This is a genomic window from Bifidobacterium tissieri (genome assembly GCF_002259645.1).
GTDB classification, from domain to species: domain Bacteria; phylum Actinomycetota; class Actinomycetes; order Actinomycetales; family Bifidobacteriaceae; genus Galliscardovia; species Galliscardovia tissieri.
Genome location: NZ_MWWV01000012.1, coordinates 72,745 through 97,599 on the forward strand (window position 1 = coordinate 72,745; position 24,855 = coordinate 97,599).

34 protein-coding genes are annotated in these 24,855 nt (G+C 65.1%); 21 read left to right on the top strand and 13 right to left on the bottom strand.

What is annotated here, in order from left to right; translation table 11 throughout:
* Positions 1–7: 7 nt before the first annotated feature.
* From BTIS_RS12120 to BTIS_RS08430, 12 genes are all read right to left on the bottom strand, one after another.
* Positions 8–763, bottom strand: a complete 756-nt coding sequence (locus BTIS_RS12120; protein WP_245819386.1) for a hypothetical protein — start codon at positions 761–763, stop codon at positions 8–10.
* The gene (locus tag BTIS_RS12235) at positions 760–891 is read right to left on the bottom strand and encodes a hypothetical protein (RefSeq protein WP_275542047.1); all 132 of its coding nucleotides are present in this window, start codon (positions 889–891) and stop codon (positions 760–762) included. Before BTIS_RS12235 ends, BTIS_RS12120 begins: the two co-directional genes overlap by 4 nt.
* A complete protein-coding gene (locus tag BTIS_RS08385) occupies positions 884–1,300 on the bottom strand; it encodes a hypothetical protein (protein ID WP_094664478.1) in 417 nt (138 codons plus the stop codon). Before BTIS_RS08385 ends, BTIS_RS12235 begins: the two co-directional genes overlap by 8 nt.
* Positions 1,297–1,713, bottom strand: coding sequence for a hypothetical protein (locus BTIS_RS08390; RefSeq protein ID WP_143248919.1), 417 nt, complete (start codon positions 1,711–1,713; stop codon positions 1,297–1,299). The genes BTIS_RS08385 and BTIS_RS08390 overlap by 4 nt, the downstream gene beginning before the upstream one ends.
* Positions 1,706–4,033 (bottom strand): bifunctional DNA primase/polymerase, encoded by a 2,328-nt coding sequence (locus tag BTIS_RS08395; RefSeq protein WP_158216878.1) that lies wholly within the window; start codon positions 4,031–4,033, stop codon positions 1,706–1,708. Before BTIS_RS08395 ends, BTIS_RS08390 begins: the two co-directional genes overlap by 8 nt.
* Before the next feature lie 104 nt (positions 4,034–4,137).
* Positions 4,138–4,833, bottom strand: a complete 696-nt coding sequence (locus tag BTIS_RS08400; protein WP_094664484.1) for a hypothetical protein — start codon at positions 4,831–4,833, stop codon at positions 4,138–4,140.
* Positions 4,834–4,842: 9 nt separating this feature from the next.
* Positions 4,843–5,778, bottom strand: coding sequence for a hypothetical protein (locus BTIS_RS08405; RefSeq protein WP_094664486.1), 936 nt, complete (start codon positions 5,776–5,778; stop codon positions 4,843–4,845).
* Positions 5,775–6,110, bottom strand: a complete 336-nt coding sequence (locus tag BTIS_RS08410; protein WP_094664488.1) for a hypothetical protein — start codon at positions 6,108–6,110, stop codon at positions 5,775–5,777. The genes BTIS_RS08405 and BTIS_RS08410 overlap by 4 nt, the downstream gene beginning before the upstream one ends.
* Positions 6,111–6,261: 151 nt before the next feature.
* The gene (locus BTIS_RS12125) at positions 6,262–6,672 is read right to left on the bottom strand and encodes a hypothetical protein (RefSeq protein WP_094664490.1); all 411 of its coding nucleotides are present in this window, start codon (positions 6,670–6,672) and stop codon (positions 6,262–6,264) included.
* A gap of 161 nt (positions 6,673–6,833) precedes the next feature.
* Positions 6,834–7,259 carry a helix-turn-helix transcriptional regulator gene (locus BTIS_RS11990; RefSeq protein ID WP_094664492.1) on the bottom strand — a complete coding sequence of 142 codons (426 nt, stop codon included), beginning with the start codon at positions 7,257–7,259 and terminating at the stop codon, positions 6,834–6,836.
* A 33-nt stretch (positions 7,260–7,292) separates the two neighbouring features.
* A complete protein-coding gene (locus BTIS_RS08425) occupies positions 7,293–7,643 on the bottom strand; it encodes a hypothetical protein (RefSeq protein WP_094664494.1) in 351 nt (116 codons plus the stop codon).
* Positions 7,621–7,974, bottom strand: a complete 354-nt coding sequence (locus BTIS_RS08430) for a hypothetical protein (RefSeq protein WP_094664496.1) — start codon at positions 7,972–7,974, stop codon at positions 7,621–7,623. Before BTIS_RS08430 ends, BTIS_RS08425 begins: the two co-directional genes overlap by 23 nt.
* A 110-nt stretch (positions 7,975–8,084) precedes the next feature.
* Between BTIS_RS08430 and BTIS_RS08435 the strand changes: the two genes are divergently transcribed.
* From BTIS_RS08435 to BTIS_RS08445, 3 genes are all read left to right on the top strand, one after another.
* The gene (locus BTIS_RS08435; RefSeq protein WP_143248920.1) at positions 8,085–8,624 is read left to right on the top strand and encodes a hypothetical protein; all 540 of its coding nucleotides are present in this window, start codon (positions 8,085–8,087) and stop codon (positions 8,622–8,624) included.
* A gap of 6 nt (positions 8,625–8,630) precedes the next feature.
* A complete protein-coding gene (locus BTIS_RS08440) occupies positions 8,631–9,965 on the top strand; it encodes a tyrosine-type recombinase/integrase (RefSeq protein ID WP_094664500.1) in 1,335 nt (444 codons plus the stop codon).
* Between the two features lie 439 nt (positions 9,966–10,404).
* A complete protein-coding gene (locus tag BTIS_RS08445) occupies positions 10,405–10,737 on the top strand; it encodes an HNH endonuclease (RefSeq protein WP_094664502.1) in 333 nt (110 codons plus the stop codon).
* A gap of 108 nt (positions 10,738–10,845) precedes the next feature.
* Here BTIS_RS08445 and BTIS_RS08450 read toward each other — a convergent pair whose 3' ends face one another.
* Positions 10,846–11,148, bottom strand: coding sequence for a hypothetical protein (locus BTIS_RS08450; protein ID WP_094664504.1), 303 nt, complete (start codon positions 11,146–11,148; stop codon positions 10,846–10,848).
* Between the two features lie 58 nt (positions 11,149–11,206).
* Here BTIS_RS08450 and BTIS_RS08455 point away from each other — a divergent pair, with 58 nt between their 5' ends.
* The 18 genes from BTIS_RS08455 (at position 11,207) to BTIS_RS08540 (ending at position 24,847) form a co-directional block, all read left to right on the top strand.
* Positions 11,207–11,443, top strand: coding sequence for a hypothetical protein (locus BTIS_RS08455; protein ID WP_094664506.1), 237 nt, complete (start codon positions 11,207–11,209; stop codon positions 11,441–11,443).
* Positions 11,415–12,863, top strand: coding sequence for a terminase (locus BTIS_RS08460; RefSeq protein WP_094664508.1), 1,449 nt, complete (start codon positions 11,415–11,417; stop codon positions 12,861–12,863). The genes BTIS_RS08455 and BTIS_RS08460 overlap by 29 nt, the downstream gene beginning before the upstream one ends.
* Positions 12,864–12,874: 11 nt before the next feature.
* Positions 12,875–14,353, top strand: a complete 1,479-nt coding sequence (locus BTIS_RS08465; protein ID WP_094664640.1) for a phage portal protein — start codon at positions 12,875–12,877, stop codon at positions 14,351–14,353.
* Complete coding sequence (locus BTIS_RS08470) at positions 14,280–15,944, top strand: VG15 protein (protein ID WP_094664510.1); 1,665 nt, start codon at positions 14,280–14,282, stop codon at positions 15,942–15,944. Before BTIS_RS08465 ends, BTIS_RS08470 begins: the two co-directional genes overlap by 74 nt.
* Positions 15,941–16,213 (top strand): hypothetical protein, encoded by a 273-nt coding sequence (locus BTIS_RS08475; protein ID WP_094664512.1) that lies wholly within the window; start codon positions 15,941–15,943, stop codon positions 16,211–16,213. The genes BTIS_RS08470 and BTIS_RS08475 overlap by 4 nt, the downstream gene beginning before the upstream one ends.
* An 84-nt stretch (positions 16,214–16,297) precedes the next feature.
* Positions 16,298–16,774, top strand: a complete 477-nt coding sequence (locus BTIS_RS08480) for a hypothetical protein (protein ID WP_094664514.1) — start codon at positions 16,298–16,300, stop codon at positions 16,772–16,774.
* A 29-nt stretch (positions 16,775–16,803) separates the two neighbouring features.
* Positions 16,804–17,712 carry a phage major capsid protein gene (locus BTIS_RS08485; protein WP_094664516.1) on the top strand — a complete coding sequence of 303 codons (909 nt, stop codon included), beginning with the start codon at positions 16,804–16,806 and terminating at the stop codon, positions 17,710–17,712.
* On the top strand, positions 17,709–18,287 hold the full coding sequence (locus tag BTIS_RS08490) for a hypothetical protein (protein ID WP_094664518.1): 579 nt from the start codon (positions 17,709–17,711) through the stop codon (positions 18,285–18,287). The genes BTIS_RS08485 and BTIS_RS08490 overlap by 4 nt, the downstream gene beginning before the upstream one ends.
* A gap of 8 nt (positions 18,288–18,295) precedes the next feature.
* A complete protein-coding gene (locus tag BTIS_RS08495) occupies positions 18,296–18,676 on the top strand; it encodes a Gp19/Gp15/Gp42 family protein (RefSeq protein WP_094664520.1) in 381 nt (126 codons plus the stop codon).
* Complete coding sequence (locus BTIS_RS08500; RefSeq protein WP_094664522.1) at positions 18,673–19,017, top strand: hypothetical protein; 345 nt, start codon at positions 18,673–18,675, stop codon at positions 19,015–19,017. Before BTIS_RS08495 ends, BTIS_RS08500 begins: the two co-directional genes overlap by 4 nt.
* A gap of 3 nt (positions 19,018–19,020) precedes the next feature.
* Positions 19,021–19,281 carry a hypothetical protein gene (locus BTIS_RS08505; RefSeq protein WP_094664524.1) on the top strand — a complete coding sequence of 87 codons (261 nt, stop codon included), beginning with the start codon at positions 19,021–19,023 and terminating at the stop codon, positions 19,279–19,281.
* 5 nt (positions 19,282–19,286) lie between these two features.
* Positions 19,287–19,640, top strand: a complete 354-nt coding sequence (locus tag BTIS_RS08510) for a hypothetical protein (RefSeq protein WP_094664526.1) — start codon at positions 19,287–19,289, stop codon at positions 19,638–19,640.
* 13 nt (positions 19,641–19,653) lie between these two features.
* Positions 19,654–20,379, top strand: coding sequence for a phage tail tube protein (locus tag BTIS_RS08515; protein WP_094664528.1), 726 nt, complete (start codon positions 19,654–19,656; stop codon positions 20,377–20,379).
* Between the two features lie 91 nt (positions 20,380–20,470).
* Positions 20,471–20,749 carry a hypothetical protein gene (locus BTIS_RS08520; RefSeq protein WP_143248921.1) on the top strand — a complete coding sequence of 93 codons (279 nt, stop codon included), beginning with the start codon at positions 20,471–20,473 and terminating at the stop codon, positions 20,747–20,749.
* Complete coding sequence (locus BTIS_RS08525; protein WP_094664531.1) at positions 20,725–21,144, top strand: DUF5361 domain-containing protein; 420 nt, start codon at positions 20,725–20,727, stop codon at positions 21,142–21,144. The genes BTIS_RS08520 and BTIS_RS08525 overlap by 25 nt, the downstream gene beginning before the upstream one ends.
* A gap of 42 nt (positions 21,145–21,186) precedes the next feature.
* Complete coding sequence (locus tag BTIS_RS08530) at positions 21,187–21,975, top strand: tape measure protein (RefSeq protein WP_094664533.1); 789 nt, start codon at positions 21,187–21,189, stop codon at positions 21,973–21,975.
* Positions 21,976–21,998: 23 nt separating this feature from the next.
* A complete protein-coding gene (locus tag BTIS_RS08535; protein WP_143248922.1) occupies positions 21,999–24,002 on the top strand; it encodes a phage tail protein in 2,004 nt (667 codons plus the stop codon).
* Entirely contained in the window at positions 24,002–24,847 is an 846-nt protein-coding gene (locus tag BTIS_RS08540) for a hypothetical protein (protein ID WP_094664537.1), read from the top strand. Before BTIS_RS08535 ends, BTIS_RS08540 begins: the two co-directional genes overlap by 1 nt.
* Positions 24,848–24,855 lie beyond the last annotated feature (8 nt).

The following is a 24,855-nucleotide window of genomic DNA, read 5'->3' on the forward strand; positions in this document are numbered from 1 at the left end:
GCCGTTTTCAGTCGGCTCTTCGACGCAGCAATGGCGCGATGTCGCGCAGGGTAACATGGCCGTTCGTGTCGGGTGTGAGACGTTTCTGGTGAATCCATGTGCGGATGGTCGAGGCGGGCAGTCGTATGCCGGCCTTCGCGCATTGGTCGCTCATCTGTTTGGGCGTGCCCTTCCTGTCCGACTTGGCGAGACGGTCGAGCAGCCGGTCGGCAACGTAGGTGCGATTCACCTCGGCGCCGCAGGAGCGGCATGCGCCCATGTGGGCGCGTGGTTCGCCCCAGACGACGCCGTTCGTGCAGAACGGGCATGCACCGAACGCCACCCGTGTCTGTGGCGGATCCACGGCGCGGTTGACCTTGCCGGCCATGTCAACGACGTCACGCCACCATAAGCGGGCGTCCGGCGCGGCGAGCAGCGGCTTGTCGTCCTTGAGGATGCCGCGTGCGAGCTCCGGTATGCCGGCGGTGCGTCGGACGGCGGGCGGGCAGCCGCATTGCAGCGCCGCAAGCCGCACCAGCTGCTCCGCCCGGCAGTACAGTTCCCACGCCTGCTCGCGCAGCAGCAACGGCGCGTGCGCCGACCTGCCGCGTATGCCGGTGTGGTCGTTTTCGCCGGTGCCGGCCTGCCGGTTGGCGATCAGCAGCAGCGCGGGCGTGTCCACCATGATCGAGGCAAGCGCTTCACGGAACCGTCTGGCGCAGGGAGCGCACACGTTGAGCTCTCCCGCATGGTTGCCGTCCCTGTTCGCACAGTACCGGGTCATGGCCGTGCCGCCTTCACGCCGTGATGCTGGTGGAGCTGCTGCCGGTCGTCGGTGTTCCAGCCGCATGAGCACCACCAGCGGAATCCCATGCTGGAGTATTCGGTGATGATCTGGTGTTGTTCACGCATGGTCGGTCTCCGTCTTGTCGGCGTAGCGGACGTGTTCCTGCATGAGGCCCAGCGACGAGTAGTCGTGGCCGCATGAGCAGATGAACACTGTGCCCTGTTTGGCGGTGTCCACGAGGCGGTGTGCCGGAGACGGCCGTGCGGGCCGGGGCGACTGGTATACGGCTATGGGCATGGGCGTGGCTTTCTCTTCGAGATGGTGGATGAACTGTTGGGGGCTGCGGGTCTTGTATCCGCAGGTGCATTCGCGCGTGGTGCCGGCAGCGGTGCCGAACCCGCTGACGGCCGCCGGCTGGCGCAGGAACTGGATGGCGGCCGGGTACGCGCGGCGTAGCCGGTGGTGCGTGGTTTCGGGAATATGGACAGTACGAGGTCGGGGTCGGGTGTGGCGTTTGGGGTGGATGATGCTCATAGTGGTCGTCTCCAGAGTTCGGTGAACAGTCGGACGTCCTCGTCCGACAAATGGATGCCGGGATCCCAGCGCGGGACTGGTTTCCGTCTGACTGGTGTGAATGGTTTGAGGCTGATGGGCGTGCGGTGGCATTCGTGGACGGCGAGGTACTGGCCGTCCGGGCTGATGCCGCGCGCGCCGCACGGGTTCTGCAGGGTGAGCAGCCCGGCGGTGTATTGGTGGATGCGCGTGAACGGCCGTTCGAGGATGATCGCGGTCGTGAGGTCCTTCGCGTCGAGCACGCCGGGATCGTATGCTTCCCATACGGGCCCCTGCTCGTCCACGGCCACCCACTCCCGGCAGCCGGCGCATTTGCGAGCTTTCAGACGGCCGGTGCACAGGTGTTTGAGCCATGATGGCTTGCGTCTAGGCATGACGGCCTCCCAGTTGTCGGGTGACGCTGCGCCATATGGTCTCCAGCTCCGTGTCCTGCAATCCGCTGGCGTGGCCGCGCCGGTAGAGGTCGTCGCGGATCCGGGCGGCGTTGTCGGGATGGTTGGCGAGCCGACCGTACGCCCACCGGTGCAGCGTGTCGTTGCGGGATCCGGGCGCGACCGGGCTCATGTCGGGCTCGTTCCTGACGCTCTTGCCGGCCATGCGCGTGGACCGGTATCGGGTGCGCATCATCACCGGCCGCACCCCATCCGGCTTCATGGTGGTGGTTTCGCCTTCCACATAGCCGTGCGCCTTCAACCACGCGACCATCGTCGGCGGCATCACGGGCGGCTTCCCGTCAGGTAGGTCGAGCAGCCGGTACTTTCCGCCGTCGTCCAGCACCGAGCCGGCGCCGATGACGTACCCCTTGCTCTCGCAACGAATATCCACGGGAGCGCCGGTCAGATGTACGCCGTTCTTCAACCGGCCTTTGAGCTCGTCGGGTATCAGGTAGTAGGCGTGCACGCTGGTCAGGTTGTGGCGTTCGCCCGTGGGCGTGGACACCAAGTAGGTGCGCGGGAAGCCCTCGCTGCCGTATTCGCCGATCTCGCGGTTGAACACGTCCCATCCGGTCGGCGCATCCGCAAGCACATTGCCGGTCTTGTCCTTGGCCACGTCGAGGTCGATAATCGCCATACCTTGCGAGGGGATGACTGCATACGCATTGCCACCGCCGGGGACTTGCGTGGATCCGGCGGGCAGATCCTTCACCTTCTGCCAGTCGTAGGATTTCTTCCCCTCGGTGACTGCGGCGAAGTTGACGGGATAGCCGGCCTCGTCCGGCGTGACCGTGGCCGCGCCCTCGATTGGTTGCGGCGGTGCCGGCACTGAGTCTTCGATGGCTTGGTTGATGTCGTGTTCGCTCTTGGCCCGATAGACCGCGAACACCTTCTCGTCCGACACCACCAGCACTCGTGCTACCTTGCCGTCCACGCGCTTGCACGTGGATTCCAGGCCGAGCTTGGTCACGGAGTTGCGGTGCGTGGCCGACGACGCGTAATAGGGGTTGTCGCCGCTGACCGCGTACCCCTGCACGATGATCTGGTCCACAATCCACTGCTCGTGCTCGCTCAAATCGTCGCCGGAGCCGATCGCCACATCATCCCACGGCTTGTCTGACTGCTCCCACAACCTGCATGAAGCCATGAGGAACGGCACCGCCCCGTGCTCGGCGCGGAACGCCAGCAGGTCCTTGAACTCGTGTTCGGCTCGGTTGTCGCGCATGCGGACGAACACGCGGCGGCGTTTCAACGCCTCGGTGTTCGCCATGATCACGGGATTGTTCGACGCGATGATGAACGTGGCCTTGTTGCGGAAGCTGACCGTGTTCTCTTGGATACGACGGGCGGCCATCATGTCGCCGGTGCCGATCTTCTTCAAGAGCGTGGCCTGCTCCAAGGTGATGATGTCGGCGTCCTCGTCATACGCCCACAGGGCCCCGATGAGTTTGAGCATCTCCTGATCGGTCGCGAACCCGCCCGCGCCCTTCGCGCCGCCCAACAAGGTCTTCGCGTTCACCGCCGTGCTCAGTCCGGGGAACGACCGGTTCAACGCACCCAAGAGAATGCCCTTGCCGTTGCCGCCGCCACCATAGAGCACGTAGAACAAATGCTTGTACGCCTCCAGCAAGGGCGTGGCGAACATGCGGCCCAGATTCTGGGCGCTGTGCTCGTCGGCGGTCACGAACCTGAGGAACCGGCCCGCCTCGGCCACGAGGTCGTCGTCGTACTCCTCGGTCAGGCTGATCTCGAACGGATCCGCGAACACCGGGTCTCCGGGCGTCAGACGGCGCACGCGCCCGTCGAGACGGTAGAACGCCATGTTCGAGAACTTCACGCCGTGCCTGACGCGCCCCTTGAGTTTGGAGCATTCGACGCGCATCTGGGTGTTCCATGGCAGGTACACCTTGTTCGAGCCTTTGACGTGGTATTCGTCCTCGATCGAGCCGATCGCGTGCCACGAGTCCAGCAGGCGGTTGCGGCCGGTGTCGTCCACGTCGCGCACGTAGATGGTGCGCCCGTCCTCGCCGAGCAGCATGCTGCCGTTGCGGAAGTCCCACAGCGCCTTCGCGTACCCGTCGTCGAAGTATTCGCGGTTGTTGTTCATCTCGTTGCGCGGCACCGTGACGCTTCGGCCGAGACGGTCGAAGAACGTGTGCTTCCAGTCGTCCTCGGTCACGCGCATGCCCATGAGCACGCGTGCCACGTGGCTGGGCCCGTTCGGGATGACCGAACACTGGTGCCTGTAGGGAACGTTCACTGATCTGCCTCCCTTCGTTGGGCGGTAGTGGATTGTGTCTGCGAGTGCCCGCCGCGTCTGTCGCATGCGCGGTGGCCGCTTGGCTACGGCTCGGGCCGAGGGGGTTAGAACTCGGGTTCGAGGGCGGATTCGACCTGCGCGGGCGTCAGGCCGAGGAATCCGGCGATCTCCGAGGCGCTGCGTCCGGTGGCGGCGAGCTGGCGGATCTGCCGTTCGTCCACCTGCGGCGCGGCCGGCGGGAACGCTGGCTGCGCCGCCGTCTGCTGCGGGAACGGTGACTGCTGCTGCGGCGTGGCGGGTGCGGGCTCCTGCATGGCCTGGTCGAGCTGGGCGGCGTTGGGCTGGAGCTCGTAGCTGTAGAGCTTGGGCGGGTTCCAGCCGCGTTTCTTGGCTTCGCCGTTGCCGCTATAGGTGACGGTGAACCGGTCGCCGATGTGGGGCATGTCGCGTGCGACCCTGCGGCTGGCGTTGCGCAGGGCCCCGATGTTCTTGCCCTTGACGTACACGGCGCGCATGCCGTCGTCGCCGGGGATCATGGGGTCGCGCTGGTCGGTGGCGATGTGCACGACGATCTGCATCATGGGCTGCCCGTTGTCGAAGAACTTCGGGGCGCCGGTGTCGATGTCGTGCTGCTGCTGCGCCTCGATGTTCCTGACAATGCCCGAGGCCGTGGTGCCGATGGGATCGTCCTTGCCGATCGCGGAAGGCGTGCCGCCGGACATGACCTGCGCGAGCGACGGCAGCGGCTCCGCGGAGTTGGCGTAGCCGGGGGCGGCGGTGGGTTGTTGTGCTGCGAACATGGGGTTCTCCTAACTGTTGTGTTGTTCGGTGTTCTCTGACTGCGGGTATCGGGATTCAAGCAGCGGAGTGAGGCGCGTCCACCGTTCCGGCACCTCGGTCCGCGGCTTGGCGGTCTCCGGGATGACGGGATCGCGGTCGTTGGCCCATGTGCCGCAGTCGAAGCAGTGGCCGGTGGACTTGGGCAGCGTGCGGATCCACGCGTCGCGTACGTCCGCGCCGTCGGATTGCTCGATGAGGTCCATGAACGTGACCAGCAATTGCGCGCGGGTGAGCGCCCACATGCCGGGCTTGGGGTCGAAGCGCATCTGTACGGGCAGCGCGTCCTTGAGGGTCAGGCCGTTGCGGGGCAGGAAATAGATGCACATGTGCTCCACGCGTTCCTCCTCGCGTGTCAGGCCGATGCCGTAGAGGCTGGCCTGGCACAGGTAGGTCTGGGAGGGGCCGTGCGCCTTGACGGTCTTCATGGTGGTGGCGCCGACGATCTTCCAGTCCGCGGTGGCGGCGTTGTGCCGGTCGTACAGGTCGATGGATCCCTGCACGTCGTAGCCGCCCGCGAGTCCGTGGATGGATCCGACGGTGACGCGTTTCTCGATCTCGAAGCGGCGGTTCCTCATGTCGGGGTCGAAGCCCTGCTTGTTCAGGCCGGTGAACGTGCGCTCGAACCGCTCGTGCACACAGGTGCCGATGAACGGCAGCCATGCGGCGCCCTTGTCCTGTTTCCAGCCGGCGAGCTTCGCCGCGAGGCAGCGCAGGCAGTCGGTGCCGAGTTCGCTGGGGCCGATCTCGCGCTGGCGGGAGCGGGGCGCGCTGACGATGCTGGTCTCGATGATGCCGCGGATTTCCGGCCATAGCGTCGCGTCCTCGCGAAGCCCGTGGCATGTGCCGTCGTCGGTGGGCGTGGGCGGCTGGCCGTTGAGGACGGCGAGCACGTCGGCGGCGCTCATTTGACCACCACGCCGGGCTTGTCGCGCTTGAGCAGCGGGGCGACGGCGAGTTCGCCGAGCTCCTTGCGTGCCTTGGCGAGGTTGGGCCTGACGTCGTAGAACGAGGGGTGCTTGCTGGCCGGGTATTTGGCCTCGAACGCCTTCGCGTCGATGCGTTGGCTGCCTTCCCTGACCTGTACCTTGAGGTCGTCGGCCTCGTACGTGCCGGCGGGCCATGCGTCGATGATGCTGGTCTTGATGCGGTCGATTTCGGTCTTGCGCTGGTCGATTTCGTTCTGGAGGTCGATGATGCGGCGGGCCTGTTCGGCGAGGATCGCGTGCTTGTCGGTCATGGTCGTCTCCTTTGCTCGGTGATGATGGGGACCACTCCGGTGGAGTGGCTGCGGTGCCGGGTTCGGTGTTCGCGGCAGTCGTGGTAGGCGGTGTCCACGTCAGTGGGCTTGTTGAGCGGTCCGCAGGTGCGGCAGCGTGGCAGGTAGCGTTTCACTGGTTCTCCTCCGCTTGGTCGGGGCCAAGCGGGAGCCCGTCGTTGAGGATGAGGGCGAGGGTGCCGAGCGTCATCATCACGAGCTGGCGGCCTTGGCCTTCGCGGGTGGCGATGCCGATGCCGGGGCGTTTCTGGACGACCACGCCGATGAGGGCGTCGTCGTTGCCGCGTTCGGTCTCGGCCTCGGCAAGATGCTTGGACACGTTCATCCTCGTCGTGTTCTTGCATTCGACGACGACCCTGTGGCCTCGGTAGCGCACGCCGGACAGGTCGCCGCGATCCTTGACGCCGTTGGGGCGTCGTCGTTCGATGATGTCGGTGTCGAGCGCCCAGTTGAGGTATTCGGCGGTCTTGGTCTCCATGAGGGCGCCGGCCTGGCGGGCCGTCCGTCGGGTTCTCGTCGGCATCGGGTTCCTTTCCCTTGGGCTGCGGTCGGTTCTTGGGCTGGCGTTCCTGATACGCCTTCATCTGGGCGAGGCGTCTGGCGCGGTTGCGTTCGTAATGGTCGCGGGCGTACGAGCGTTCGCGTTCCCTTACCTCGGGGTCGAGCCGTCGGATGCGCTGCCGTTCACGGGCGCGCGTCCTGCGGTCCTCCGGGGTCGTGCCGGCCCGAGGGGTTGACGGTCGGCGTGCCTGCACCGGGGCCAGTCCGGCGCGGCATGCGGCGATGAACTCGTCGTCGCTGGTCTCGTCGTCGTAGACGAAGGTCTTCCGGGTCGTCATGGCTTGTTCCTTCGCGGGCCTCGCCGGCTGACTGGTAGATGTTCTCGCTGAGGCATCTGATGATCTCCTCCTTCGGGTAGTGGACGGTGCGGCCGATCTTGATGAACCTCGGGCCGACGCCCATCGACCGCCATCGGGCGAGGGTGCCGATCTTGATGCCGCTCAGCTCGGCGACTTCGCCGGGCGTGTTCATCGGCTTGAGGTTCGCGGCGAACTCCGCGAATGGTGGGCTGCCGGCCTCGGTGCCGGCGTCGGTGCTGTTGTCGCTCATGTGGGCTTCCTTGCCTCTCTCGTCGCTTTCCGGTCAGACGTCCGTCTCGGATTGCGGACACGACGCGCCGTTGCGTTTGCAATCCGCTCGTGTGGCGAGCGCGGTGGCGGCGGTGAGCACGAATAGGTTGCCGTACATGCCTAGGATCATGCCTGTGAGTCCGGTCTCGGATTCGCTGCTGTCGAGGTCGGCGGAGATCTGGACCTCTCGTTCGGTCACGGATACGGTGCCGAAGTCGCGCGGATCGTCGCCTTCCCGGTGTGCGGTGACATGCACGATGAAGGGGCGTTCGTCGTGCTCGATCTCGTTGTGGAGCTTGAGCATGCGCTGTATGAACTCGGTCTTCGACAGGATGTCGGGGTTAGCGAGCGTCGCGGGATTCATGGCGGGTTCCTTTCCTTGAGGGGTGTGGCGCGGCTGTACGGTTGGTTCCGGGACGGCCGTCGGCGGGCTGGTGGCCCGCACAGGATCGTCGGTTCACGGCGTCCATGGCGTCGGCGATGACGTCGAGTGGATCGCAGTCGATCTCGGAGGTGATCATAAAGAAGGTCGTGAGGCTGAGGTTGCCGGACTTGAGGCGGTTCTTCACGGTGTTGCGGTCCACGTTCATGGCGCGGCCCAGCGAGGACATCGTTGCGCCGTCACGCATCGCGACCCTGATATGGATGGACTTGGTGACTTCTGCTGCGAGCTCCGTTGCTTCTACGTTGTTCATGTGCTATGTATACCAACTTCCTAATAGCGAACGCAACAGGATTGTAGTCTTTCTGTGGCGGATGCTAAAAATATTTAGCATTTGCGGCGTTTCTTTGATACTTTGGTTGCATGGGAAATTCAAACTATGTAGAACAGTTCATCAAGGGGCTTCTCGGCCCCGACCACTTCGGCCCGGTGGACTCCACGCCGGCCGGCTTCGCATCCCACGCCGTCCTGCATTTCATGGTCAAGCATTCCCATCTCGGGTACACGGCCATCGAACGCTCCACCGGCGGCGAGGTCAAGTACAACCGCGTGCGTGACATCTGTATCGGTCAGAAGGCCCCGGCCAAGGTGTCCGAGGTCATCGCCATCGCACGGGCCTGCGCGCAGGAGCCGCTGGAGGTCTTCTACCGGATAACCGGACTGGAGAGCCATTCGACCGGACTGTGGGGGGCCGAGGAGCCAGGAGACGACGTGCTGGGCGAATGGGAGAACCACTTCGACCGGTACACCCTCTTCGACGAGGAGGAACGCCGCGCCTGCGGCTTCAGCCCCGTCCGCGACGACATCATCAGAGAGCTCTCGGGAGACGACGTGGTGGTCGGCTCGTTCGGCAAGGACGGCAAGACCTACGCGTTCACCGCGAGGATACGCATGGAAGGATAGAACAACATGGCAAGGGTATTCATCGACGACCGGTGGCTCAAGGCCGACGCCGACGGCACCCCTCCCAGCGCCAGCGCCACCAAGGCGCTCGCCAACGCCAAGGATCCCATGAAGGCGAAGGTGCCGCAGAAGTGGCGCACCAGCCTGTACGGGACAGGCAAGCGGTGGCGTTGCCGCTGGTACGTCATCGACGACGATGGCGTCAAACAGCAGAAGAGCAAGTCGTTCGACCTGCTCGGCGATGCCGAGGAGTTCAGCGCCGCCCTTGAGGACGACGTGAGGCGCGGCCGCTACATCGACCCGGACGGCGGCGACAAGCTGTTCGCCAAGGTCGCGGACTCATGGCTGGAGACCAAGATCGACGTCAAGGACAGCACGCTGCTGCGCTACAAGCGCGAGCTGCGCTGTTATATCCTCCCCAAGTGGGGCAGGAAGATGCTGCGCGAAATCACCCGCGGCGACCTGCAGCGATGGGTCAACTCGCTCACCGTCGGCAACTATCCCGCCCAGCTGCCCGGCAAGCGCCAGCCCCGTCCCTTGTCCCCGCGCTCCATCCGCAACATCGTCAAGGTCGTCACGGCCGGGATCCTTGACCACGCCGTAGAGAACAAATGGATCCTCGACAACCCGGCCCGCACGGTCAAACTCCCCAAGACCGTGGTCAAGGACGACGACATGGTGTTCCTCACCATCGACGAGGTGGAAGCGCTCGCCAAGGCCGCCGAGAACGCCGGCCGTGACGTAGACGGACTGCTCGTGCGCTTCCAAGCGTCCGTGGGTACGCGCATCAACGAGGCGCTGGCTTTGCAGGTGCAGGATCTCAACCTCAGGAAGGGCACCGCAAGGATCCGGCGCACATGGACGCGCAACCTCGAAGGCAAGCTGGAGCTCGGCACGCCCAAGAACGGCGAGGCCCGCACCGTCGCCATCCCGGACTTCCTCATCGAACCACTCGAACGGCAGATCCGAGGCTGCGCGAAGGACGACTTCGTGTTCCGCGCCCCACGCGGCGGGGCCATCGACGACGGCAACTGGCGGACGCGCGTATGGCGCAAGGCGCTCGAACACGTCGGCATGGACGACGAGGGCGTGACCATCCACTCGCTGCGCCACACGTACGCGAGCATCGCCATCGCCAACGGCGCCGACGTCAAGACCCTGCAGAAACAGCTCGGCCACGCCACCGCCACCATGACCCTCGACACGTACGCCGCCCTGTGGCCCGACCGGCTCGACAACGTGGCACACGCCGTCAGCCAAGCATGGCAACCACACATCAAAAACGACAAGAGCGACAAGCCGGAGAAGGAATCGCCGGTCAACCTCGAACAGGCCGCATAGCGCGACAACACCACCCGCCACCTACGCCGTTACACCCAAAACATTGGAACAACAACGTTTCCAAGACAGGTGTAACGGCGTAACGCGTATAACGTACACATCCCACCCCACTCCGCACCATCACCCATAGAAACACCCGTTACACCCGCTACGGAGTTACAGAGACGAAGAAAACCAAGACAAATCAAGGAACCGACGACGAAACGGATACCTCACGCTGACCGTTACAACCCGATACGACAAGAGTCGGAAATATCTAGTTCCACGTTAAGCCGGTTGTGAAAAACGCTAAACGCGGCAAAAATGATAGTGTTGCCAAATTCTCGAAGCACGAGAGGCAACCCCAGACTTACGGCCCCACAAAGGCCAACCACCCCCACGGCTTTCCTCCTTTCTCCGTGGGGGTTCATCTTGTACACCACCTCTATCGGGAGACCCCATGGCCAAGCCGAGCGGCAACCCACGGTACGCCAACGGCGCTCGCAGACGGGCCGTGCGCAGGCGAGTATTGGCCGCCTACGACACGTGCCATATCTGCGGCAAGCCCGTTGACAAGAGACTGCCCGCACGCGATCCGTGGAGTGCCGAAGTGGACGAGCTACTGCCGGTGTCGAAGGGCGGAAGTCCGTACGAGTTCACCAACTGCAAGCTGTCGCATCGCGCGTGCAACGAGCTGAGAAGCAACAAGAGCATCGAATGGGCACGACAAGCTGTCCGAGGAGAAGCCGACGTCAAAGCGACTTCGGTGCCGTTCCGCACCTCGACTTGGTGAGACACTGCTCGGCACCGTGGGGAGGGTATCCTACCGGCCGGCTCCGGGCGCACCCCTGTGTCATAGCGCCGCTCTCTCCCCGATATTTTTCCAAAACGGATTATGAGGTCAGTCGGCAGATTCCTCGCTGTCGGTGCCTTCGAGTGACGCAGCATCTTTCTGCTTCGGCAAAGACTGGTCGACGATTTCCTCGCTTGTCATGGAAACGGTTTCGCCATTCTCATCCTTGACGAAGACACGTTGATTGCGAAGTTGCCCGAGAGCACCGTCCAGCGCGGGTTTCCAGTGAGGGCGAGTAGCTTCGGCGACAACCGCACCTAGACCGAAAATGCCGATTACGAGTGGTATCGGCCCGCCGACTTTGCTGGCGATTGTTGTCATCCATTGATAATGGCTAAAGGGTGCCGCCATTTCATCTCCTTTTGTGGGCGATTTCTATGCCTCCTAGTCTGGAAGGGAAAGAGGACATTTGCCAGTAACGGGGAAAGAAGACAACGAGTACCTGACCTTGTTGCGTCGTACGTTGAAGCGGCTTGAGCAGGCGGTGTTTGATTTGGATACGCCGCCGCGTGACTTGGCGGCGCTTTCCAGGCGTTTGCTTGAGGTGAGTCGGGAGATCGAGCGGCTGGAGGGCAAGGACGGGGTTTCTGGTCCGTCGGTGGCGGTGGAGGTTGAGGATGACGGGTTCGACGAGGAGGCTGTCTGACGTAGCCCGGCACGTGGTGCTGCCGCGTGGCATCGTTTCGACGGGCTGGCCGCGGGTGAAGGCGCAGGCCCGGTTGTGCGGCATCGAGTATGACGACTGGCAGGACGGTCTTGGCCGGTGCATGCTGGGCAAGAAGGCGGATGGCCTGTATGCGGCGGGCATCGGCGGCGTGGTCATCAGCATTTGCCGTCAGGTGGGTAAGACGTTCACGATCGGCACGATGATCGTGATGCTGTGCATCCTCAGCGAGTATCCGCTCAAGGTCCTGTGGACGTCGCATCGCAGCCGTACGTCGGATGAGACGTTCAAGTTCATGTGCTCGCTGGTGAGGAAGCCGGAGATAGCCCGGTATGTGGATGGCGAGCCGAGGCGGGCGAACGGGCAGCAGGAGATCGCGTTCATGAATGGCAGTCGTATCCTGTTCGGTGCGCGTGAGAACGGGTTCGGGCGTGGTTTCGACAACGTGGACGTCGAGGTGTTCGACGAGGCGCAGATCTTGGGCGAGCGGGCGTTGGACGACATGATCCCCGCCACGAACGCGGCCCGGAACCCCTTGATCATCTACATGGGTACGCCGCCCAAACCAAGCGACCCGAGCGAGGTGTTCTCGGGGCGTCGGCGCGACGCGTTGCATGGCGACAGTGACGACACGTTGTATGTGGAGTTCAGCGCCGACCGTGACGCGGATCCCGAAGACCGCGGCCAATGGAGGAAGGCCAACCCCTCCTACCCGGCGCGCACGTCGGAGTCGGCGATCCTGCGCATGAGGAAGAACCTCGGCGAGGACAGTTTCCGACGCGAGGGCTTGGGCGTGTGGGACGAGACCACCACGGTGAGCGTCATCGACCCCGGACTGTGGAAGAACGGCGAAGTGAGCGAGCGAATGGATGGCGGTGTGGTGTCGTTCGGTTTGGACATGCCGCCCGACCGCAGCGCATTGGCCGTCGGCGCGTGCATGAAGTATGCGGACGGTTCGGCCCATGTGGAGCTGGCGGAGTATCGGGACACGCATCGCGATGGCGTGGCGTGGGCGGCGGACTGGATCAAGGCCCGGTGGGCGCGTACGGCGTGTGTGGCGATCGACGCGCAGTCGCCGGCCATGGTGCTGCTGCCCGAGTTGAAGACGCGGCGTGTGCCGGTGAAGGTCGTGACCGCCAACGAGATGGGACAGGCATGCGGACGCATGCTCGACCTGATCCAGGCCGGTATGCTGCGTCATCTGCCCGACGCGGACCAGCCCCAGCTGGCGAAGGCGGTGGCGAACGTGACCACGCGGCCGATCGGCAGGAGCGGCGCGTTCGGGTGGAACAAGACGGGCAATGACATCGACATCAGTCCCTTGGTGGCCGTGACCGTCGCCGCGCAGGGCGCGTGGACGACACGACGCCGGCCGGGACGCAGACAGAAGGTAATGAGATAGCGAGGTGGCTTATGGCGGATGAGGGTATCTTCTCCAGTGCGTTGAAGCGCCCGCTCGACATCACCTCGTTCGGCGCCACCCGCATCGCCGGCGTCGCCGACGACGACATGCCTCTTATCAGGACGTTGATGAAGGTGTGGCGGCAGCGGTATCCGAGGAACCTGATCCGTACCGGCTATTACGGGGCGAAGGAGGGGTTCAAGGACTTCGGCATCAGTATTCCGGATCGCATCAAGGCGAACGTGAGCGCGTGCATCGGCTGGCCCGCCAAGGCGGTCCGCTCGTTGGCCGACCTGACCGTGTTCGACGGATGGACGTATCCGAACGGCGAGGACGCGTATGGGCTTGACGAGCTGACCGACATGAACGCCCTCCAGCTGGCGATACCGCAGACCGTGGTGTCCGCGTACACGCATGGGTGCGCGTTCCTCACCCTCACCGGCGACCCCGACACGGGCGACCTGCTGGTGACGCCGCGTTCGGCGGAATGGTCCGCCGCCCTTTGGGACGGCCGTCGCAACCGACTGGCGGCCGCGTTGACGATCAACGACGCGACCTCGAAGGGTCGTGTCACCGCGTTCAACGTGTTCCTTCCCGGCGTGGTCTATCAGGTCAGCAGAGACGGTTGTGGCGGTTGGACGGCGGAACGGTATGAGACCTTCTGGCCGGAGCCGACGGTGGTGCCGCTGGTCAGCGACCCGCAGTTGTCGAAGCCGCTGGGGGCTTCGCGGATCACGCGGCCGGTGATGGCGTTGACCGATATGGGCTTTAGGACGCTGGTGCGTATGGAGGCCAGCGCGGAGTTCTACGCGGTGCCGAAGCTGTGGTTTCTGGGCATGGACGAGGACGCGTTTAGCGCCGACACGTGGAGCAGCCTTGTGAGCTCGATCAATGCGATCAGCAAGGACGAGGACGGCGACAGCCCTTCGTTGCAGCAGATCAGTCAGGCGTCGATGCAGCCCCACTCGGACATGTTGAAGACGATCGCGTTGGTGGTCGCGTCGGACACGGATCTTCCCGTGGATTCGCTCGGCATTACCTTGGATAATCCCAGTTCGGCGGAGGCGATGGCCGCGGCCGAACGCAAGCTCACCCGCCGCGCCGACCGGCAGAACCGCCTCTTCGGCATGCAGTTGACCAGGCTGGCCCGCATGGCCGTATGCCTGCGCGACGGGCTGACGGAGCCGCCGGACGAGTTGAAGCGGGTGCGGCCGGTGTGGGCGCCGACGCGGGAGATCAGCGACGGGGCGCGGGCGGACGCGTACGTGAAGATCAGCCAGGTCAACCAATCCTATGCGACCAGCGAGGTCGGGCTGCGCCGTCTCGGCTTGGACGGCGACGAGATCCGCTCATTGCGTTCGCAGCAGTCGCGCGACCGTGGACGGGACGCGCTGGACATGATCCTAAGGAGCGCCAATGCCGGTGACGACCAAGGATCTCAACCAATTGAGGACGAGCCAGCAGGAGGCGGTCAGGCTCGCGAGGCTTGATCTCGGCGAACTGTGGTGGGAGATCGCGGGGCTGCCGGCGGCGAAGCAGCGTGACGTACTGCTTGACTTGGTGCCGGCGATCATCGGCAAGTATTCGGACATGTCCAGCACCGCCGCGGCCGACTGGTACGAGCACGTGTACGCGAAGCATTTCGATGACGCGTTCACCGCCGAGGTCGAGAACCCGAACAGGGACGAGGCCGTAAGGAAGCTCATCCGCTGGAAGGCCGGCGTCCTATGGGACGGTCCGGACAAGAAGGCGAATCCGGACGAGCTGCTGCGCTACCTGAACAACCTCATGGACCGGGAGATACGCAACCCCGGACGCCAGACCATCAGAAGCAACGCGCGCCGCGACCCACACAGGCCCCGATATGCGCGCGTGCCGAACGGCCGGCAGCCGTGCGCGTTCTGCATCATGCTCGCGTCGCGCGGCTACATCTACGCCAGCGAGGACACGGCCGACTTCGGCACGAGCTTCCACGGCGGCAACTGCCGGTGCGAGATCGTCCCCGAATGGGGCAAGGGATCGAACCGCATCGAAGGCTACGATCCGGACGAATACCTCAGGATCTACGAGACCGCGCGGCGCGCATTGGAGACGGGCGTCATGCCCGCCGACCTGAAGGCCGGGCTCGCGAACATCGCACCCTACCGGGAGCCGAAACGCGGGCAAAGCGTGTACGGGCCGTACGACCCGAACAACGTGAACTCGCTCGCATACCTCATGCGCCACATGAACCCCGACAAAGTGGGCCAAGGCCACAAACTCCACGATCCCGGCAGACACAAGGGCGGGCCGGGCGAGAAGATCAGAGCGTTCAAGACCATGAAGCCACGCACGTCCCTCAAGGAGATCACGCACGACGAGGTGAACCCCCTATGGGACATGTGGATCCGGCAGAGGGTGGACAACGGGTTCATGCCGGACTTCTCGAAGAACCCATGGGGCATCAACTGCCAGCGCGTCGTCCAAGCGGCGGAACTACGCTTCAGGGGCTACGACGTGCAGGCCGTCGGCAACCACAAGAAATCCTCGGACGGCCACTACTGGAACATCGCCGACATGTGGGTGGACGAGAACGGCAACCACCGCAAATTCACCCAGAAGGAAACGAACAACGCGACGATCCGGGCCATGCGCGAATACCCGTCAGGTAGCCGCTTCTTCGTCGCCGGCCCATGGAAGAACGGCAACGCCCACATCTGGAACGCCGAAGTCATCCAGATGCCCAGCGGCTGGAAATCCGTGCGCATGTACGACTATCAGCCCGGCGACTACACGAAATACGGATACGAGAACGGACGGAGCCCGGACTACTATCCCGACAACATCAAGGAAGGCCAGCTCAGGTTCCTGCGCGTGGACGACATGGAACCCACCGACAGCCTTCTCGAAGGCGGCCGGCCGAGCTTCACCGACGCGCCCGCCTACGCCAAACCATGGGTCGGCGATCACGACACCGTGCGAAGCTGGAGCGAGTGGAAACTCCAACGAGCCCACCGCGACGAATCCTCGTGGCGGCGCCATCAGGACGAGTACGACAAATGGGCCGAATCCACGCCACCAAGTCAGGGAGGACAAACATGAGCGATAAGGTCATCAGTTACCATCAGGCGCGAATGATCTTCAAGGAGACGACGGGCATCGAAGCCGCCATGGAAGGCGGAGAGGACGACGAATACTTCTTCGTGCCGCCCATCGACCGCATGCTCCAGCCCATCGACGACTGCGCGTGGTACGTGAACAAGAAGACCGGCAAGCTCGAACGTCTCTACGCCTCGCCGCTCATGCCTGAAGGCTTCGGCAAGAACATGTACTACCGCGACTTCAAAGACGTACGAGACACGGAAGAATAACCGGCTCATCCGATTTATCCCAGCCATCACGGATCCGTCCGTGGTGGCTTTTCTTATGCCCGGATTCGGGCGGAAGGAGGCCGTATGGCCGAAGAAGACAACGCCCCGAACACCGGAGAACAGAATGGTTCGCCGCCGGATGACATCGACTGGAAGGCGCGCTACGAGGCCGAAGTCGAGCGGGCGAAGAGCTGGCGTGGCAAGGCCGAGGCGAACAAGAGCGCCGCCGACGAGCTGGCCGCGTTGAAGGAATCCCAGTTATCGGAGACGCAGAAACTGGAGGCCCGCGCCGAACGGGCCGAGAGGGAACTCAACGAGCTGAAGACCGCACAGCAGCGTCTCGCATGGCGCGACGAGGCCGCCAGGAAGACCGGCGTGCCGGTGGATCTGCTGCGCGGGAACACGGCCGAGGAGATCAACGCGCACGCGCAGGCCATCAAGTCGTATCTGGCCGCGCAGGCGAAGCCGTCGGCGGCGAGGGTCGCGGATCCGGCCGGCACGCCGCAGGCCCAGCCGAATCCGAACGCGGGACTGCTCAGACAGCTGTTCGGCACCAAGTAAACGTTCAACCCTTTTAGAGGAAGGTTTTTATGGTTTTGCAGACCAATCAGGTGACGCTGCCCACGTCCGTGAGCCTCGCGGTGGTGGGCAAGGCGCACGACACCAGCACGATCGCCACCCTGAGCCCGGCGGACAGGCTCGGGTTCATGGACGACAAGTACAACGTGTTCACCGGCAAGGCGCGCGCCGAGGTCGTGGCCGAGGGCGCGAAGAAAAGCGGCTACGAGCAGCCGATCACCCCGAAGGAAGGCAAGCGGTTCACGGTGCAGTGCACCACGCGCGTCTCCAAGCAATTGCAGTGGGCGGACGAGGACAACCAGCTGCAGATCCTCGACGCGATCCAAGCCGATCAGGCCGCGGCGCTGGGCGAGGCGCTGGACTACGTGATCTACCACGCGGTCAACCCCGCGTCCGGCGACAAGCTCACGGGCTACGAGGCGTTGTCCACTCTGGGCGTGCAGGTGACCGCCACCGACGACCAGCTCGCCAACCTCGATGCCCTGACTGACAGGCTGCTGCGCGCGAACATCACCGGCGTCGCACTATCCCGCACGCTGGCGAACGAGCTTCGCAAGTTGCGCGTGTCCAACACGGGCGGACGACTGTTCCCGGAGATCCCATTGAGCCTGAACACGGGCACCTTGGACGGGATCAAGGCCAGCACGAGCGTGACCGTCGAGGGCGAGTACGCCACGGACGCGACGAACGTGCTCGCGTTCATGGGTGACTTCAGCACGATCAAATGGCGTCTGGTGCGTCCGATCACGGCCGAGGTCATCCCGTACGGCGACCCGGACAACACCGGCGTGGACTTGGCCGGCAGCAACCAGATCGCCTACAGAAGCGAGGCCGTGTTCTCCTACGCGATCATCGACCCGACCTCCATCGCCGTGCTCAAGACCGCCGGCGCCAAGACCACGCGGGCGGTGAAGCGATGAGCGTCACCCCGGTCAAGACCCTCGTAGTCCACACCGGCGAGGGCGTCGTGCCCGTGCTGGCCGAGCCCGTGCGCTTGGTGAACCCGGACGGCACGCCCTTCACCGGAGCGGGCGCTGCGGTGACCGTGGAGACGCTGGGCGGGGCATCCGTTATCGGCAAGGCGGTGATGAAGGCATCGACCGGCGCCGCGGCGCGTACCGCGATCGGGGCGGGCACGTCCAGCTTCAGCGGGGCGTACGGCGACCTGACCGGCAAGCCGTCCATCCCCACGATGCCGACGGCTTCCACGTTGTCCGGGGCGACCACGGTCGGCAAGGCAGTGATGGGCGCGGCGGACACTGCTGCGGCGCGCAAGGCCATCGGCGCGGGCACGTCCAGCTTCTCCGGCAGCTACACGGACCTGACGAACAAGCCGACCATCCCGGCAGCCGCCACGTGGGCGAACATCTCCGGCAAGCCCGCGCCGGCCGCCGCCATCACGGACCTCGCGGCCGGTGCCGACGCGGCGGCGATCACGGCGGCGGTGAACAAGGCGTTCGCCGCATTGCGCGCGTTCGGCGTCATCGCCAAGTAGGGCGGCGCATGGCCGACGAGTTCACACCGTTCGCCACCTACAGGGACGTGGAGCGACGCTGGCACGCATTGACCGAGGCGGAGCGCGAGACCGCGACCGCGCTGCTGGAGGACGCCACGCAGATCATCATGGACACATGCCCCAAGTGGTCGCAGGCGCCCGAACGCACGCTCGCGTCGATCACGTGCGCGATGGTCATCCGCAAAATGACTGTCAGCGAGGAACGGCTGGGCGTGACGAACGCGCAGCAGACCGCCGGCAGCTTCAGCGAATCCTTCACCTACTCGAATCCCATGGGCGACCTCTACCTGACAAGAGCGGAGAAGGCCCGATTGGGCCGTGGCAGGGCGCGCGCGTTCCACCTCGACATGAGCGGAGGCGGCCCGTGAGAGGCGAGACCATCACCGTCATCCGCCGCGTCCAGTCCGGCGTGGACGAGGGCAACAACCCCGTCTATGAGGAACAGCGCGAAACGGTGCCCAATGTGCTCGTGGACTCGCCCGACAGTGCGGACGCCAACGACTCGAACCGTCCGGACGGGATGCGCGTGGATGCAGTGTTCCGTTTCCCGCGCGACTACACGGGCGGTCCGCTCGACGGCTGCAAGCTCATCCTGCGCGGCGACGAGGCGCACCCGTACCACGTGGTCGGCCATCCGCTGCCGCTCGACGGCGGCATGCGGCCGACCAAGTGGAACATGAGCGTCGAAGCCACCTACACGGAAGGCTGAACCATGGCCAAGGTCAAGGTCCGGCTGCATAGCGGCGGCGTATTGGACGTGCTCAACAGCGACGGCGTGCGGGGCGACATCGAGCGTCGCACCGAGGCCATAGCTGCCGCGGCGAACCGTATGCACAACGCGAAGGGGTATGTGGGCGACGTCATCAGGACGGATAGGCCCCACGGGGCGGTGAGAGCGACGACACGGCATGCGAGACGGTCGAACGCGAAGCACAACACCCTGCTGAAATCGTTGGACGCCGGAAGGGACTAGCCACCATGAGCATCGAAACCACGCTCGTCCAGTTCCTCAACCGGCAGCCCGAGCTTGCGGGCATCCCGGTCTCGACGGACGTGCCGGCGCATCGTCCTTCCCGGTTCGTGACGGTGGAGCGGACGGGCGGCGCGGAGACCCCGTTCACCGACCGTCCCATGCTCGCCGTCCAATGCTGGGACACCAGCCGCGTCCAAGCGGCGTTCCTCGCCCAACGGGTGAAACCCGTGCTGGAGCGCGCCGTGCGGATTCCGGCGGTGGCGAAAGTCGCCATCGAGTCCACGGCCAACTTCCCGCTGGACGGGGATACGCCCCGCTATCAGATCACCGCCGAACTGACGGTGCACAAACACATGTAAGGAGATTCCACTTATGGGCAAGCCCAATGCTCAGATGGTGTCGGTCGGCAAGCCCCACGGCGACGGCGGACGCTACGCGGGCGGCGCATGGTACGGCAAGGTAGGCGAGGCCACCCCGCCCACCGACGCCACCACCACGCTGTCCGACAAGTTCCACGACCTCGGCTACCTGAGCGAGGACGGCGTGACGAACACCATCGACCGCGACAGCGAGGACATCAACGCGTTCGGCGGCGACCGCGTACTGAGCGTGACGACGAGCCGGGCGGAGAGCTTCCAGTTCGGCATGCTGGAGACCACCCCCGAGACCTTGGCCGTCACCTACGGGCCCGGCAACGTCGAAGTCAATACCGTGGACGGCAAGGACCAGATCACGGTCAAACACAACAGCGCGGAGCCGCCCGAGCTGGTGTACGTGTTCGAGTTCGCGATGACCGGCAACAGGGTCAAGCGCATCGTCGTGCCGGTCGGCAAGACGGGCGACGTGGACGACGTGACCTACGCGGACGGCGAGGCCATCACCTACACGCCCACCATCAACGCGTTCCCCGACGCCAACGGCAACACCGCCTACGAGTACATCGCCTACGTCACCGGCACCGATACGCCGGAGACCACCGGCGACGAACCGACCGCGCTGACCGACGAGGAGACGCCCACCTTGGCGAAGGCCGCCGTCAAGGCCGCCACACGCCGCAAGACCACCACGGCGAAGGCGACGACGGCGAAGACCGCCTGACCCGTCCGCTCATTCAGTTCCCAGTCCGGTGGCGGTGCCGATGCCGTGTCCGCCGCCACCGGATCCACTCCACTCCAAGCAGTGACACGGCATGACCAGGAAGGACACGGCAACCATGGCGATCATCATCAACGACTACCAGCCTCAGGGCGACGAGACGGTGGAGGTGCAGTTCCCCGGCTCGAAGACCCGCTACAAGGTCAAGAGCCCCGACGCGCTGACCATCGGCGACCTCAGGGCGATCACGAGCGGCGACATCGACTGCTTCTACACGCTCTTCCCCGAGGAGGCGCACCCGCTGCTCGACCAGCTGCATCCCGAGCAGCTCAACGGGTTCATCACCGCGTGGACGGGCAGCCCAAAAGACTAGCCGCCGTCCAATGGCTCATCGACCATCATCGGGACGCGCTCGAATACGAGCTCATCCGATTGGGCCTGCGCCTCAGATGGCTCGGAGGCCCGCTGCTGTCATGGCGTGACGTGTGGCTCATCGCCGCCAACGCCCCGGCCGGCAGCCGGCTCGCCAGCCTGCTGGACCAGCGCAACGCGTGGACGCCCGCCGACTGGTGGCTACGCAGCATCGAATACTCACTGCGCTGGCTCGTGTGGGCCAAGACCAAGGACGGGCAACGCAACCGCGGCAAGCCGAAACCCACGCCCGCACCCGGCGACACCACGCCGAAACGACGCGACCCGGAACTGACCGGCATGGGCAAACAGGAGCTGCGCGCCTACCTGAGGCGGCCGCGCGTGGCCTTCACATAACCGAACAGAGCACGCCTTTCAACGAAGAGAGGGGACGATCGTATGGCCACGTTGGCGACCGCATGGGTGAACATCGTCCCCACGTTGAAGGGCGCGCAGAACAGGATCGCCGCCGAACTCGGCGGCATCGACCTCAAGCCCGCCGGGCAGAAGCTCGGCGGCAACCTCTCGACCAGCCTCGTCAAGGCATCCGGCAAGGGCTTCGCCACCATCGGCAAACTCGGCCTCGGCACCCTATCCACGATCGGCGGCGGCATCACCGCCCTCGCCGCCAAGGGCGGGTTCGCCCGCGCCCTGAACATCGAGAACGCCCAAGCCAAATTGAAGGGCCTCGGCCACAGCGCCGAAACCATCACCGAGATCATGGCCAACGCCAACGCGGCCGTCAAGGGCACCGCGTACGGGCTCGACGAGGCCGCCACCGTCGCCGCCAGCGCCGTCGCCAGCGGCATCAAACCGGGCGAACAGCTCACCAAGGTGCTGAAGACCGTGGGCGACACCGCGCAGATCGCCGGCATGGGCTTCAGCGACGCGGGCGCGATCTTCACAAGCGTGATGGCGCGCGGCAAGCTCCAGGGCGACGACATGCTCCAGCTCACCTCGCGTGGCGTGCCCGTCCTACAGGCATTGAGCGACCAGTTGGGCGTCTCCACGCAGGACGTGTCCGACATGGTATCGGAAGGCAAGATCGACTTCCAGACGTTCGCCACCGCCATGGACACCTACTTGGGCGGAGCCGCCTTGGCCGCCGGCGAGACCTTCAGCGGCGCATTGGCCAACGTCAAGGCCGCATTGAGCCGCTTGGCCAGAAGGCCGCGACCCCCGCGCTGAACGCCCTGCGGGACGTGTTCAACGTGCTCACACCGGCCATCGACAAGGTGAACACCGCCATCCAGCCGCTCGCCGACCAGTTGGGCTCCAAGCTCGCCGGCGCGGTGCAGCGCATCACCCCATGGATCCAGAAACTCGCCGACGGGTTGGCGGACGGCAGCATCACCGTCAAGGACCTCGCCGAACAGGCCGGGCTCTTGGTGGGCGCGTTCGCCGGGTTCACCGTGATCGGCCAGTACACGCCGCAGATCCTCGACGCGTTCACCCTCGCCGGCGACGGCGCGGGCATGCTCGTCTCCACCGTCAAGGGCGACTTCGGCAAGCTCAAGGGCATCGCCGCCGGCGCGGGCGAGATCTTCACCGACCTCGGCACCCGGTGGGGCAACGCCTTGGGGCTCGTGGACGCGAACTTCGGCGGCATCTTCGGCCTCATGTCCAACCGCGTCAGAAGCGGACTGGGCGACGTGGGCTCGACCCTCGCCGGCATGTTCGACAGCAAGGTCTACGTGCCCCTGCAACAGGGCGTCACCGGCATCGGCTCGAAACTCGCCGCACCGTTCCAGACGCTGGCGGGACGCGTGGGAGGGTTCCTCTCACCGGTCACCAGCGCCTTCGGCACCGCGTTCCAAGGGTTCGGCTCGACGCTGGCCGGGCCGATACAGGCGGGGCTGCACGGGATCGGGAGCATGTTCCTGAACTTCTTCAACCCGGCCAACTTCCTCAAGTACTTCGGCATCGCGGCCATCATCGGCGCGCTGGTCGTCGCACTGGGCGCGTTGAACACCAGTCTCGGCGGACAGTTGCAGACCCACGTCACCGAGTTCCTGACCGTCACGCTGCCCGGATACATCACCGAGTTCCAGAACTGGGTGGCCACCCAGCTGCCCGTGCTCATGCAATCCGGGCTCACACTGCTGACCTCGGTGTTGCAGGGCATCACACAGAACCTGCCGCAGGTCCTCACCGCCGCCGTGGACATCCTCACGTCGCTGGTGGATGGCATCGCCAACGCGCTGCCGACCCTGCTGCCGGTCGCGATGCAGATGATCGTCACCTTGGTGCAGGGCATCATCGACAACCTGCCCAGGATCATCGAGTCCGGGTTGAACCTGCTGGCGAAGTTCGTCGAAGGCATCCTCAACGCCCTGCCCCAACTCATCGCCGCACTGCCCAAGATCATCACCAGCTTCGTGGACGGGATCCTCGGCATGCTGCCACGGATCCTGACCACGGGCGTGGACCTGCTGCTGAAGTTCATCACCGGCATCATCGACGCGATACCCCAACTCGTGGCCGCGCTGCCGCAGATCATCAGCGGGTTCATCAACGGCATCGGCCGGCACCTGCCGCAGATCATCGAGACCGGCCTCGTCCTGCTCGGCAAGCTCGTCGTCGGCATCATCCAGGCCATACCACAACTCATCGGCGCGATCCCGCAGATCATCAGGGCGATCTGGGACGGGCTGACCAACGTGGACTGGGGCGGGCTCGGCCGCAACGTCATCGAAGGCATCAAGAACGGCCTGATGAACGCGGGCGGCGCGATCAAGGACGCCATCGTCGGCCTCGCCAAATCGGCATGGAACGCGGTCAAGAGCTTCTTCGGCATCGCATCCCCGTCCAAGCTCATGCGCGACACCGTGGGCGTCATGGTCGGCCGGGGACTGGCCAACGGCATCATCGACACCACCAAGACCGTCAGCAAGGCCGCCACCAACCTCGCCGGACAAGCCTACAGTGCGTTCGACCATGCGGCCGGGGACAACCCGTTCCGGCTGGAGGCGGACGCGGACGTGACCCGCACCACCCGCATCCACACCATCACCGACGACACCAGCCGCCACGACACCAACACGAACGCCGGCAACGCGCGCCCGTTGACGCGGGACGACATCATCACCGCCGTCACGGAGGCATTGCAGGCCATGCCGGCCATGCGCTTGCTGCTTGACAGCGGGGTGATGGCCGGCGAGCTCGCGCCCGCCATCGACAAGGCGCTCGGCAACCGAAGGGCAAGGGGCTACTAGTGAACACCAACCGGATCCGCGGCCTCACCCTCGACAAGAGCCGGCTGACCATCGACGGCAAACACCTCAGCGATCATGCCGTGTTCGCCATCGCAGACGGCATCAGCATCGGGGAATCCTCGCCTGTGACGGCCTTCCAATCGGCGCCCGGCCGTTCCGGCGGCTGGGACGCGACCCTGACCGACCCGCACGGGTACCCGGCCATGGAACGCCGCGAGATCACCATCCAGATCGCCGCGGCCGGCGACTCCTTGGAGATCGAGGAGGCCAAGACCCTGATCGGCGGGCGCAACGGCCGGCACGTTCGCATCGGCGGGCTGACCGGCCTCGGCGAATACCGGGGACGCCTCGCGGTCGGCGCATGGACCGACCGGCACGACGCGAGCGGCATCCTGAAGTGGAGCGTGTGCACGCTGACCTTGGACGCGGAACCCTACGCGTACGGGCCCGAACAGCGCATCGACATGCAACTGGACGGCAAACCGACGCATGCGCGGATCCTCGGCAACCGGCCCACGCCACCCGTGTTCCACCAGCTGATCGACGAAAAGGTGGACGACGTGACACCCGTCGCCACCACCCACACCTTCACCGCCAACAGTCAGACGGTGCACGTGGCGAACACGCTCACCGGCGCGGGACTCTGGGACGAGGCGCACCCGCTCGTCATCGACTGCGAGCAACGCCACGTCACATGGCGGGGCGAGGCGCGGGCCATCGCGATCGACGACGACTATCCCACCGTCCCGCCCGGCCACGCCACGTTCACCGGCACCGTAGGCCCGAAAACGAACGTGAAAAAGTACACGCAGTACGTCACCTACACGCCGCGATGGCTCATCTAACGAACGGA